This window comes from Shimia sp. R9_1 (assembly GCF_017743775.1).
Taxonomy (GTDB): Bacteria; Pseudomonadota; Alphaproteobacteria; order Rhodobacterales; family Rhodobacteraceae; genus Shimia.
In genome coordinates this window covers 1-12957 of sequence record NZ_JAGHRN010000006.1, presented here as the reverse complement: position 1 = coordinate 12957, position 12957 = coordinate 1, and the positions used below count along the sequence as shown (strand labels likewise).

General features: G+C 51.9%; 11 protein-coding genes. 1 reads left to right on the top strand and 10 read right to left on the bottom strand.

Annotated elements, in window-relative coordinates; genetic code table 11:
• Window positions 1-7: 7 nt before the first annotated feature.
• The 10 genes from J7399_RS17330 to J7399_RS17285 all read right to left on the bottom strand — a co-directional run bounded on the left by J7399_RS17330 (window position 8) and on the right by J7399_RS17285 (window position 10914).
• The gene (locus J7399_RS17330) at window positions 8-1066 is read right to left on the bottom strand and encodes a 3-carboxy-cis,cis-muconate cycloisomerase (protein WP_209088042.1); all 1059 of its coding nucleotides are present in this window, start codon (window positions 1064-1066) and stop codon (window positions 8-10) included.
• Window positions 1067-1095: 29 nt separating this feature from the next.
• Window positions 1096-1932, bottom strand: coding sequence for a 3-keto-5-aminohexanoate cleavage protein (locus tag J7399_RS17325; protein ID WP_209088039.1), 837 nt, complete (start codon window positions 1930-1932; stop codon window positions 1096-1098).
• 34 nt (window positions 1933-1966) lie between these two features.
• Window positions 1967-2581 (bottom strand): protocatechuate 3,4-dioxygenase subunit alpha, encoded by a 615-nt coding sequence (pcaG, locus tag J7399_RS17320; RefSeq protein ID WP_209088036.1) that lies wholly within the window; start codon window positions 2579-2581, stop codon window positions 1967-1969.
• Window positions 2581-3309 (bottom strand): protocatechuate 3,4-dioxygenase subunit beta, encoded by a 729-nt coding sequence (gene pcaH, locus J7399_RS17315; protein WP_209088033.1) that lies wholly within the window; start codon window positions 3307-3309, stop codon window positions 2581-2583. Before pcaH ends, pcaG begins: the two co-directional genes overlap by 1 nt.
• Before the next feature lie 15 nt (window positions 3310-3324).
• Window positions 3325-3732 carry a 4-carboxymuconolactone decarboxylase gene (gene pcaC, locus J7399_RS17310; RefSeq protein WP_209088030.1) on the bottom strand — a complete coding sequence of 136 codons (408 nt, stop codon included), beginning with the start codon at window positions 3730-3732 and terminating at the stop codon, window positions 3325-3327.
• Between the two features lie 44 nt (window positions 3733-3776).
• Window positions 3777-4946, bottom strand: coding sequence for a 4-hydroxybenzoate 3-monooxygenase (gene pobA, locus J7399_RS17305; protein ID WP_209088028.1), 1170 nt, complete (start codon window positions 4944-4946; stop codon window positions 3777-3779).
• Window positions 4947-5027: 81 nt separating this feature from the next.
• Window positions 5028-6341 (bottom strand): TRAP transporter large permease, encoded by a 1314-nt coding sequence (locus tag J7399_RS17300; protein WP_209088025.1) that lies wholly within the window; start codon window positions 6339-6341, stop codon window positions 5028-5030.
• Window positions 6338-6922 (bottom strand): TRAP transporter small permease, encoded by a 585-nt coding sequence (locus J7399_RS17295; RefSeq protein WP_209088023.1) that lies wholly within the window; start codon window positions 6920-6922, stop codon window positions 6338-6340. The genes J7399_RS17300 and J7399_RS17295 overlap by 4 nt, the downstream gene beginning before the upstream one ends.
• Before the next feature lie 57 nt (window positions 6923-6979).
• A complete protein-coding gene (locus J7399_RS17290) occupies window positions 6980-8032 on the bottom strand; it encodes a TRAP transporter substrate-binding protein (RefSeq protein ID WP_209088022.1) in 1053 nt (350 codons plus the stop codon).
• Between the two features lie 236 nt (window positions 8033-8268).
• Complete coding sequence (locus J7399_RS17285) at window positions 8269-10914, bottom strand: molybdopterin-dependent oxidoreductase (RefSeq protein ID WP_209088020.1); 2646 nt, start codon at window positions 10912-10914, stop codon at window positions 8269-8271.
• 557 nt (window positions 10915-11471) lie between these two features.
• On the opposite strand from J7399_RS17285, the gene J7399_RS17280 reads away from it, so the two are divergent.
• Window positions 11472-12957: family 16 glycosylhydrolase (locus J7399_RS17280; protein ID WP_209088018.1), on the top strand; the 1486-nt coding region annotated here is incomplete at its 3' end.

The following is a 12957-nucleotide window of genomic DNA, read 5'->3' as shown; positions in this document are numbered from 1 at the left end:
GATACTGTTAGGCGGCTCCTATTCGCTCAACGTTTTTTAACAGCTCAGACGCTGTTTTAAGCGCGCTTCCGGTGACCAAAGCCATGTTGGGCAAGAGCATCCATTCCAATGTCCAAGAAACACCAGAACGTTCCTGTTCATGCAATGCCGCCAAGTGGATGCCCGACATCTGTGTGGCGTTAAACTGTGCAGAGACTACGAGTAGCTCAGCTTGTATCGGATTATGTTTGTGCGGCATTGCCGAGGAGCGGCCGCCACCCGAAACCTTAATTTCTTCAATACCTTGCTGCGCCATCAGTGTGATGTCCTGGCCAATCTTCCCGAGCGCTGTAGAGATGCAGGACAGCAGGTTGGCGAAATCTACAATGCTGTTCCGATTAGTATGCCAAGGCTGCCCTGGGACGGTTAGACCTAGTGCCTTTGCCATATGCAACGAAATCTGATCGACTTTATCTCCCAAGCTACTTTGATCCCCGACTGGTCCCCCTAGCTGCAAAGTAAACCCATTGGACTTCTGCGCGTGTAGAAGGTTTAGGCAATCCGCCAATCCATCCCTCCACTCCATCAGCCGATGTTCTGTGGAAATGGGCAGGGCTGCCTGCATGCGCGTACGCCCCATCAGAGGAGCATCTCCAAATTTTGATACCAGCGTATCGACTAGTGAAACAATTTCATTAAGGCGGTACTCAAAGAGATCGCAAAGGCGGCCCAGTGTCATCATCAATGAGGTGTCCACCACGTCTTGGGATGTCATGCCGATATGCAGCGCGGCGTGACTCCTTTGAGGGAATTGAGACCGCAATTCTTTGACAAGCGTAGGTACAACAACACCGTCAATCGCGGTGCCAGCTTTGAGCACCGACCAATCAGGGACAAAAGAATCTATAGCGTCGCATGCCTCTTGAACCGCGCTGTCAGGAACCAAGGCGTTAGCGCACAGAGCAGTCGAGTAAGCCCGTTCTACTGCAAGCATATGATCCAAACTGGTCTGACCGGAAAGCAGAGTGGCTGTTTCGAGGTCATCAAAGAGTCCAAATAACCAGTGATCTTGATCCTGAAAAATCATGTTTGAGGTCTCCCAGTGACCCGAGCTTGTTACGCAAACACAGGTGTGAGTTGCAGCATCTCGCGCGCTTGTTGCCATGTGGCGACGGGGCGTTGGTATTTTTCACAAAGTTCTGCTGCGCGGGTGACCAACGCTGCATTTGATGGCGCGAGCGTGTTGCGATCAAGGCGCACATTGTCTTCAAGACCGGTGCGTGTATGACCGCCAGCGGCAATCGCCCATTCATTCACCACGAGCTGGTTGGCTCCGATCCCGGCCGCGCACCATTCCGCGTTTGGCGCACGGCTTTGCATGGTTGCAACGTAGAAATCGAACACGTCTTTATCGACTGGCATGGCATTTTTTACACCCATCACAAACTGTACGTAGAGCTTGCCGGGCAACATGCCTTCAGCGTTCATTCGGATCGCGTGCAGGATGTGGCTCAGGTCAAAAGCTTCGATTTCTGGTGTCACCTTGTAGCGTCTCATTTCTTCTGCAAGCCAGGCGACCAGATCGGGCGCGTTAGGGTAAATCCTTGTAGGGAAGTTTACAGAACCGACAGAAAGTGAGGCCATATCTGGGGATAAGGGCAGCATGCCGCCACGTTCCTTGTCGGCCCCGGAGCGCCCGCCGGTGGAGAACTGAATGATGAGCCCCGGACAGTGCTTTTTTATCTCTTCTTGAAAACGCGCGAATTTATCCGGGTCTGAAGTGGGTGTTTGATCGTTATTTCGTACATGTACATGAACGATACTCGCTCCCGCTTCAAAAGCTGCCTGTGTGCTCTCGACTTGCTCTGCAATGGAGATCGGCACTGCCGGATTGTTCTCCTTACGTGCCACGGACCCCGTTATGGCGCAGCAAATGATGCAGGGTTTGCCCATCGTGTTTCCCTCCCTCTTTCCTCACACCCGATACCTAAATGTCAAAAAATACTGTTTCGCCCTCACCTTGAAGCGTTATGTCAAAATTATAAACCACTGCATCGCCTTGAATAACGCGTGTCGCAAGTAGGGAGGCACGGCGTTCTTCCTGTTCGATCAGATTGAGGGTAGGATCACCCGCGTTGGCCTGTTCTTCATCATCAAAATACAGCCGAGTATTCAGACCCAGATTGATACCTCGAGCTACGATCCAGAGATTGATATGCGGAGCCTGAACTCTGCCATTTGGGGCCCGCGTCTGGCCGGGCTTGATGGTCTCAAAACGCCACAGGCCAGTTTCAAAATCGGTAACCGCCCTGCCCCATCCCCGAAAACCTTCTTCTATGGCGCTGTCAGAACCCGCGTAGTTGCCGTTTGCATTGGCTTGCCAGACCTCGATAAGCGCGTCTTTCACTATCGCGCCAGTGCCGTCTTTGATGTGGCCTTCTATTCTAATCCGTTCCCCTTCGGCATTTGGTCCAGCGATGTCAGACCCAAGATCTTTATTGTAGATTTCAATGCCGGTGGCGCGAGGCGCGAGGCCAATATGGACATAGGGCCCAGCAGTTTGAGAAGGCGTTTCCTGTAAGTAGGGTAGTTTTTGCGCCATCAGTTACCCTCCAGTCGATTTTCAAATAACGTAGAGTGCTGTCCTCGTAGCACCACGTCGAATTTATAGGCCAAGCAATCAAAAGGAATGGCCGCATTGAGGTCGAGCGGTGCAATCAGTTGCTCAATCGCTTCCGGATCAGGAACGGCATTTACGATTGGGCATTTGGCGATCAGGGGATCACCCTCAAAATAGCACTGTGTAACCAGACGTTGCGCAAAGCCTGTGCCAAATACCGACAGATGAATATGTGACGGGCGCCAACTGTTAACCCAATTGCGCCAAGGGTAAGCACCGGGTTTTAAAGTGCGAAAGGCATAGTGCCCATTCTCATCAGTTAGAGTTCGGCCACAGCCACCAAAGTTAGGATCAAGTGATGCGAGATAGCGGTCGTTCTTGTGTCGATACCGGCCGCCAGCATTTGCCTGCCAGATTTCAACCAAAGTGTTTGATACAGGTCGGGCGTTTTCATCGAGCACTCGGCCATGCAGGATTATTCTTTCACCAAGTGGGACTTCACCATTTTGTGCGAAATTTTGGAGCAGGTCGTTGTCCAGCGGACCGATATCATGATGCCCAAAGACGGGTCCGGTCATTTCGCCAATCGTATTTTCCAAAGCAATCCGAGGATAGTTGGGCGAACGGCTGACACTGGTTTTGTACGCCTTTGCACGCGCGGGAGGTTGGCGTTGCATATCCCTCTGATAGAAACTCCCTGGTTTGGTCATGGGTTTGGGCCTCGCTCAATCGTTCATACTGCGCATAGGTAAAGGTGGATCGCCTTCCATTTCAGCATAAGTCTGTTTTGCAAGCTTCAAAGCATGATTTGCACGTGGCACCCCTGCGTAAATCGCCACATGTTGAAAGACTTCCAAAACATCTTCTTTCGATGCGCCTGTGTTGGCCGTCGCCCTGATATGCATGGGGATTTCATCGAAGTTTCCCAGCGCAGCCAATAATGCCAATGTAAGCATGGACCGTTCGCGGTCTGATATGCGACCGGATGCCCAAACATGCCCCCAAGCGGCTTCAGTAATGAGAGTTTGAAACGGATGGTCGAATTCGGTTTTGGCCTGCTCAGCTTGGTCCACATGGGCGTCGCCCAAGACTTTGCGCCGCACTTTCATACCTTCTTCAAAACGGTCCACCAAAGCTGGCCTCCCTGCTCCAAAACGTCATGCATTTTACCTCAAATTCAATAGGGTAGCCCAACATAGTTCTGGGCAAAGACGGTCTGAGCCGCGCTATTTTCTGCCAGAAACGCCACATCAGCTTGCTGCATCTTTCGGTCGAAATCGCTATCATCAGGAAAGCGGTGCAAGAGCTTTGTTGTTGCCCAGCTGAAACGTTCAGCCTTCCAAACACGCGCCAAGGCTTTGGCAGAATACTCATCGATACCCCGGGTGTCGCCCTCCTGATAGAACTGCTGAAATCCATTAAAGAGATAGTGCACATCTCCCATCGCAGAATTGAGCCCCTTCGCGCCTGTGGGTGGTACGATATGCGCGGCATCTCCACACAAAAACAGCCTACCCCAGCGCATCGGTTCGCTCACAAATGAACGAAGAGGAGCGATAGATTTCTCAATGGATGCACCCGTCACAAGTCTATCTGCGTACTCGTTTGGTATCCGGCGCTTTAGTTCTTCCCAAAAAGCTGTATCGCTCCAATCTTCAGGCTGATCAGTCAGGGAGCATTGTATGTAATACCGGCTCAGGTTGGCATTGCGCATGGAACACAGCGCAAAGCCGCGGTCAGACCCTGCATATATGAGTTCATCATGGACCGGCGGCGTTTCCGAGAGAACGCCAAGCCAGCCAAAAGGGTAGAGTTTTTCATATTCTCGCCTCAACTGAGCAGGGATTGTTGTGCGGCTTACCCCATGAAAGCCATCGCATCCCGCAATGAAGTCACATTTGATCGTATGTGTAAGCCCCTCCTGTTCATAGCTGACCGAGGGTGTGTCGGTATCTGCGCCTTGAATAGTGACATTTTCAATATTGAAGAGGGTTTTCGCACTTGCAAGCTCTCGGGCTTCGTAAAGGTCGCGCGTGAGCTCTGTTTGCCCATAAACCACCACGTGTTTGCCCGCGCGTTCAGAGAAGTTGACGCCAAATTGCATCTCACCATGGCAGATTACGGTGCCATCATGACGAAAGCACTCTTTTTCAAGCCGCTGACCAACGCCCGCCTTATGCATCAGTGCGACGGTGCCAGTTTCAAGAATACCCGCGCGAATGCGGCTTAGGACATGCGCTTTGGACTGTCGCTCAAGCACCACGGTGTCAATCCCGGCACCATGAAGCAATTGCCCCAGCAAGAGCCCAGACGGTCCTCCTCCAATGATGGTCACCTGCGTGCGCATCGTTATCCTCCCTGCCCCTTCTTTAGATATTGGTTAACAATCGCGTTAAAGTAAATTGATGTTCCGCCCTGTCGCCTTTGACTAAAGTATCAGAAACAGCGTGATTGTCGGAAAAAGCACCAGCAAGATGACGCGGAGTATGTCTGAGGAGACAAACCAAAGCACGGACCTGTAGGTTTCCATCATCGGCGTGGTTCGATCCATCGCGTTGATGATAAACAGGTTCATTCCGACAGGCGGGGTGATCAATCCGACTTCCACGACAATAAGAACTAAGATCCCAAACCAGATTGCGACATGTTCCGCGCTCATGCCGAAATCAAGGGCGCTGATCACAGGAAAGAAGATTGGAATTGTCAAAAGGATCATCGAGAGGCTGTCCATGAGGCAGCCAAATACCAAATAAAAAACCAGGATCAGGCTCAAAACCATCCAGGGACTAAGGCCCACACTCACCACCCAGTTTGAAAGCTCTTGCGGCACTTGGGTGAGCGCGAGAAACCCATTGTAAAGCGCGGCCCCCAAAATAATGAAGAAGATCATTGCCGTACTGGTGGCCGTCGCGACGATGCTATCAACAAAGATCTTCCAACTGAGGCTGCCGGATAACAAGGCAATGATACCGGTTCCTGCTGCACCTACCGCTGCACCTTCTGTTGGAGTGAACCAACCGAGATAAATTCCTCCGACAACCAGTGCGAAGATCAGCAGGACGGGCCAAACGTCCAGCAGTGCTTTCATGCGCTCTGCGTATGGAACAGCAGGTCGTGTACCAGCGGCATCAGGGTTGACCCGAACATAAATTGATATGGTCGCAATATATCCCAGCGCAGCCAAAAGGCCTGGGACAAAAGCCGCCAAGAAGAGCTTGGCGATATTTTGTTCGGTCAGAATAGCGTAAATCACCAGGATCACGGATGGCGGTATCAGAATGCCCAGCGTGCCTCCAGCAGCCAAAGTCGCCGTTGAGAACCCGCCTGAGTAGCCATATCGACGCAACTCTGGCAGGGCGACGCGGCTCATCGTGGCAGCTGTGGCCAATGAAGAGCCACATATCGCACCAAAGCCAGCGCATGCGCCCACCGCGGCCATTGCGACCCCACCTTTGCGATGGCCGAGCCAGCTTTCAGCAGCCTTGAAAAGCGCTGAGGACATGCCAGACAGCGTCGCAAACTGCCCCATGAGCAGAAACATCGGGATAATTGTCAGTGAGTAACTGGAAAAGGTGGAATAGGTCTCTGTTTTCAGGCGCGCCATGAACATATTGGTGCCGCCCATGGCAAAGTAGAGGCCGCCTATACCGCACAAGAACATAGCCAAGCCAATCGGCGCGCGCAGAAAAATCATCAAAAGGAGGACAGGGAAGGACAGATAACCCATCTCTAGCATGCTCATTGACCGCTCTCCTCGGAGCCGAGCAGATGGTCTCGCCCTGCAAACATTTCAATCAAGCGCATGGCCGCACAATAGATGCTCACGATTGAGGCGACACACGCAGCGATGAAGCTCAAGCCGTAGGCCCACCAGATCGGAAACTGCAGGATAAAGGTTGTTTCCCCATAGCTTAGCTTGTTCTGCGTCCCGACAAATAGGCGCCAGGTGATCAGCAAAATCACAGCGGACAGTACCAGTTCCCAGAATGCGGTGAGAATTCGATTAGCACCGCGCGGTAGAGCATTGGTGAAGATATCTACCGTCGCATGCGCTTTGTAGAGTTGGCAGATAGGTAAAAAAGAAAAGATAGCGAAAGCCACTCCCGCCTCGACCAACTCAAAGTCACCATTGATCGGCCCGACGCCGCTGCTGATCAACCCACCTGCCACCCTCTCCGACAAGCTTCCAAGAAGATCGGAATGGCCTAAGGTATTAAGTCCGCGGCCCAAAACACTCAGGCAAGTAAGCCCAACCAGTAGCGTGAGCACCACTCCGCCTGCCACGGCCATAAGCCGCGCGAGGCGTTCCACCCATTTGTACATGCCCGTACCCTCAATTTACGCCCCCGTTTTTACAGACGGGGGCATGTGCCTTCGCGCTTAGTTTTTGGAATTTTCGGCGATCAATTCGAGCGCCCGCGCGCGCAATCCCGTGCCATCCAAACCCTTGCCGTCCATTTCTGTTACCCAAGCTTCTGTGGTGGGCTGCGCAGCAGCTTTCCATTCATCCACTGCTGCCTCAGAAAGTGTGATGATATTGTTGCCGCGCTCCTTGGCTGCCTTAGCGGGACCGGCATCATCAGATTGCATCTGTTTGCCAGCAAAACCCGAAAACTCGAGCCCGGAATTTGCGTCAATCACGGCTTTCAGATCATCGGGCAGTGCATTCCAGCGATCTTTATTCATCGCGAAAATAAAGGTGGTTGTGTAGAGGGTTTCGTCTCCAAAAGTCGTATGATTGTCCACCAACTCGTTGACCTTGAGAGCCCCTGTGACCTCCCAGGGGATTACAGTCGCATCAATCACACCTTTTGAAAGCGCTTCGGGTACAGCGGGCACGGGCATACCGACAGATGTTGCTCCCATGGAGCCAAAGAGCTGTGTGGTGACACGCGTTGGCGCGCGCAGTTTGATGCCATTGAGATCAGAAACGCTTTCGATTGGTTTTTTGGAATGGATCAAACCTGGCCCATGCACCCACAAACCAAGCACTTTGAGCTGCCTAAAATCTGCGTCCATCATGGTTTCTTCGGCAAGCTGCCAATAGGCCCGTGAAACCGCTTCTGCACTGGTCATCGTGAAAGGAAGTTCGAACACTTCGGCACGTGGAAAACGCCCAGGCGTATACCCAGCAACGGTCCAGACAATATCTGCCACGCCGTCAATCGCCTGATCAATGAGCTGTGGCGGGGTGCCGCCAAGTTGCATCGACGGGAAACGCTGAATTTCGATCCGGCCCTCTGACGCTGCTTCGATTTTGTCCGCCCAAACATCCAGAATATTCTTTGGCACATTTGCCTGCGCAGGCAGGAACTGATGCATCCGCAATGTGACGTCAGCGGCAAACGCAGGCAGTGCTGACAATCCCATTGTGATCGCCGCACAGGCCGCCGCTCCAGCCGCTTTCACGAAAGTTCTTCGCATTTTGGTCATGTTATCCTCCCATTATGACCTAATGCGATGTTGGGAAAGCTGCGCGCGCGATGCAATGTTTTTTATCTATCGTCGTACCCGCAACTGCTGCCACCGCCTGTAATTTCGCTGTTTGCGGTTGCAATTTGGCGCCAATTCGCAGCGACTCCGGTGTTTCTTAGTTTGATTATTGCTAGCGCTGCGACAGTCCACATCCGCCGGATCAGAGTAAGCCCACGAGATCCACTGAGATGATATCAATCCGGCTTTGCGTATTTATCCAAGAACTCCAAAATCAACGCTTGTTGTTCTTCGTCTACCCCGGCATTGGGGAACATGCTTGCGGTAATGCTGCGCCATTGCGCCTTGGTATGTGCCGCGGGATCCTGAGGTACGTGACAAAGCGTACAGTATTCATAGAAGAGCTTCTCACCCGGATCCATGTTTGAGGTGAATTCTTCTTGGAGTCCGTCGGCCCTCTCTAACCCAAAGCTTGCCACATCCAGTGAAACTACTTCCGAGATCGTGGCTGGCCCGTTGTAAGCCATATTGGGTCCCTCAACATCTGTAGCCTTTCGCAATCGCGCCAGACAGCTATTGGCAGTGGTCGCTTGACTGAGGCCCGAGGAGCGGCGGCTCGATGTAAGCATATTGATAGCCCCTGAGTTGCAGCGCCCTTTACTGTCAAACGAGAACCACGCCCCTTCATAAAGCGACACCACACCGGGCATAATATTGTCTGTTACGCCTGCGCCAACAATCACTGCGCCGCGGTCGTTGTAGAGCTCGACAAGGTCGCCATCTTCAATATCGTGATCCAAAGCATCGTCAGTGTTGATCAATAGGAATTCGCGGTCTTCAATATTGAGCTCATGACGAAGATCGGACTGTGCGAACTGAGAATGAATGCGATTGTAAGGATGCGGGCTGACAACGTGCAATTGGTCCGACTCCGCGTTCCCAAGATACTCTGCTGGCTCAAGCCATGTTGGCATTGGCGGGCAGTCTTCTAAGTTCATATCTGCGATCGTCTGGCTGAAGAGCTCAATTTTCCCTGAAGGCGTCGCAAGAGGATTTGCAGCGGGATCTGTTCGGAAGGCGCCGTGCCGCACCCAATTAAATTCTTCAGGAGGCTGAGGGACGCGCGCCACACCGGTTTCCCAAAACTCCTCAAAGTCCATATACTCGGAAGCTGTCGATTTGTCGTAAGACGTTTGGATAATCTCCATCCGGTCTTGATTGTTCGTGAATTGCTCTTCCACATTGAACATTGCAGCTAGCCGCCGAAAGATCTCAAAATCGTCTAAACTCTCACCAAGGGGTTCGATGATTTTTCGCATCGCATACACTTTATCCTTGGAGTATGTGCCACCCGAGCTGATCTCATCGCGCTCTACAGTTGATGTTGCAGGCAAAACAATATCAGAAAACTGTGCTGCGGCTGTCCACCAAGGGTCTTGGCAAACAACCGTTTTGACCTTCTCCATCGCTTTCAAGAGCTCGTTGGTATCTTGTTGATGAGAGCCGAAGTTGTTTCCAGCATTGTAGATCATATGGACATCTGGGAATGTGAAAGTACCGCCGTTGCGTGTGAACTCTTTCCCAGGATTGAGAAGCATCTCATTCAGGCGAGAGGCCGGGCAGATCCCCACGACGCGATTGCGCCCTTGGGGGAGGCCTCCTGGTGCGCGTGCCTGAGCAAAAAGCGCGCCACCTTGCCCCCAGTGCCACGAGAAGCCAACCCCGCCGCCCGGCAATCCGATCTGCCCAATCATTGCGGCAAAGGCTGTTATCGCCCAATAGGGCATTTCGCCATGATGTGCTCTTTGGATCGCCCAAGAACCGGCAAACTGAGTGCGCGTGCGGGCGCAGCGATTGGCCAGCGCGCGAATACGATTGGCTGGAATTCCCGTAATGGCGGCCGCCCACTCAGGCGTTTTGTGAATGCCGTCATCTTTACCTTGCAGATAGTCGACAAAGCGTTCCCAACCCACGGTATAGGTTTCAAGGAAGTCTTTATCATACGTCCCTTTCTCAAAGACGTGGGTCGACATCGCGAGAAAGAGAGCCGTGTCTGTGTTTGGAATGATTTTCAACCACTGCGCTTTGAGCCATTCATCAGTCGTCGTACGTTGAGGATTGATTGAAATAACGCGAACGCCAGCTTCTTTAATGACTTCCCATCTTGGGAACATCGAATGGTCGGTTGTGCCGCCTTCAGCCCGGCCATTCTTGTGTGGGTCGGTGCCGATCAAGACAAAGGTTTCACAGTGTTTGAGTATTTGCCACCAAGCGGTCTGACGTGAATAAACCTCCATGTCTCCAAGAACATGCGGCATGATGATTTGGCCAGCACCACCGGAAAAATCGCCGACAGTTACAGACGCCCCACCAATTAGGTTGAAGAAGCGGCCCTGCAGAACATTGGGCGTGAGCACCCCGCCATGCGCCCACCCACCATAGGAAGTTGAGAAAATCGCCTCATTCCCATGCTGTTCAATGGTGTCCAATATGGCTTTGGCCGTAAGGCCAAGGGCGATGTCCCAGTCGACACGAACAAACTCTTCTCGAGCGCGACGTTCTGGTTTTACATCTTCCACGCCATTTTGAACCGCTTCCAAATAAGACTTACGGACATGCGGATAAAGAACACGTGTCTTACTGTAGGTTCGACTGACAATTCCCTCGGATATCATTTTGGTTGGGCGCGGATCAAATTCAGTACGCGGTATAGCTTTTACCAATTCCCCATTCTCAACCATTCCCCAGAAGACACCGGCTTGGCCGGCGTGCGGAATGAATTGCACATCGCGATCCGCCTGAGCATAGGCACTCAATGGAGCGAGGGAAGAGAGGGCAATCGATGACGTCGACTTCAGAAATTTCCGGCGAGAAATGTGCATTTTTGCCTCCAATTTTTGCCGAATAACAGAATTGGGTCGCACGTTTTGAATGCCGGCAGACTAACACAGCGTTTAGGCGGTTCCTACCGGGAGGCTCGGAGCCTTATTGGTTTTCATATAGGGCCGAAAACAAAGAAGATGCACCACCCATAAATTACAACGCAGTAGAGTACTTTGCTTTGTTCTTCGAAGAAGCGCCATTCAGGGGTTATTCCAATAGATCATTCAACACATTGGTTTCGAGCATGCTGTAGAATTGAAGAAATAATCGCGTTGAATTTCGAACGGTTCGTTGATTCTTTTTTATTGACGAGGGCAGACTCAAAATCCGCCCAAAATGCGCGCTCTGCCCTCACAATGCGAACTTCGACGGCTCACTGTTGCAGTTCCGGAAACAGCCCTCGCTATCTTTACGCAGAGTTGATTTGCTAGGTTCTCGACATTTGTTATAAATGCGTTAACAAGGTTCAAGACTATTTAATTATATTAGCATTTTAAGCGACATTTCTTGTTCCTTAATAAGTCGTATTTTTGTGGGATTTTATGGGTTTGGATGCATGTCTAATTTTTCTGATGACTTTAACAGCCAGTTAGATTCGAACGTCTGGCTGATTTCAGATTATGCACTGCCAGGAGGATGGATCGACACTGCTTGGTCTCCGGGCAATGTTGCTGTTTCTGCAGGGCAGCTGACCCTGACACTTGATGATCAACCGTCTGACGGGAAATCATATAGCGGTGGGGAAGTTCGCACGATCAACGAGTATAGTTTTGGGCGTTATACCGTCGAAATGCAGACCGCATCTGGCAGCGGTGCAAATTCGACATTTTTTCTCTATTCTCCGGAAACAGAGATAGATTTTGAGTTTCTAAGCGAAGATCCTACAAAAGCCTGGCTGACCTACCACTTTGAGGGTGAAAGCGTTGGAACAGTGGTCGATCTCGGCTTTGACTCCTCCGCTGGTTTCCACACTTATGAAATTGAATGGGGGCCGGACTCAATTTCATGGTACGCGGATGGCGTTCTTTTACATTCAGTTGTCGACCCTATGGATCTGGATGTACCGACTGCTGACGCTCAAATATTCATGAGCATTTGGCACGGTACACCTAGCTGGATGGGGGACCCGAACTTTGCTCCGTCCACCACGGTATCTTACGAAAGTGTCAGCTTCACTGCGCGTTCTGCCGCGATCGCAAAAAACGATTGGTTCTTCAGCGAAACAAGCAGCCCCATGGAGCTCGACTTACTGGCCAACGACTATGATCCAGATGATCTCTCCCTAGACGATTTAAACATCACCATTACCCAAGCTCCGGTTTATGGAAGTCTGAACCAGGATCCTATTTCTGGAGTCTTTACCTACACTCCTAGTAGCGTAGATTTCGTGGGTGTTGATCGTTTTGAGTACTCAGTTGTTGATGCTAATGGCGAAACATCCAATACCGCATGGGCCGTGGTGCAAGTAGGCTTGGATCCCATTAATCCTAATGCGACGCAACTGACAAACGCTGCTGATGATGGTTTGTCCTACCTGACCGGCGGCAATGATGCGATCGACGGGTTGGCGGGTAATGACACGCTTTATGGCGGTGATGGTCTAGACACGCTTTATGGCAATATCGGCGATGATGCCCTCTATGGTGGCAGCAGCGCGGATATTCTTTACGGCGGTTCCGGCAACGACAGCCTGTTCGGAGAGAAGCAGAACGACACTTTGGACGGCGGAGCCGGTGCGGACACGCTGACCGGCGGCAAGGGCAACGACACCTATAAGTTCTCTGTGGTGGATGGCGCGGTGGATACGGTCACCGATTATGCCTGGTGGAACTTCATTGATGTGACGGAAGCGCTGGTTGGCTATAACTCCGCGACTGATGACATCACGGATTTTGTACGCTTCACCACCACCGGTAGCGACACGCTGATGGAGATCAATCCGGATGGGGCCAGTGGTTTTGTGCCCGTGGCCATCCTGCAAGGCGTGCGTAATCTGCAAGGCACCGAGGCATCTTTGGAAGCTAGTGGCGGTCTTCTGACCG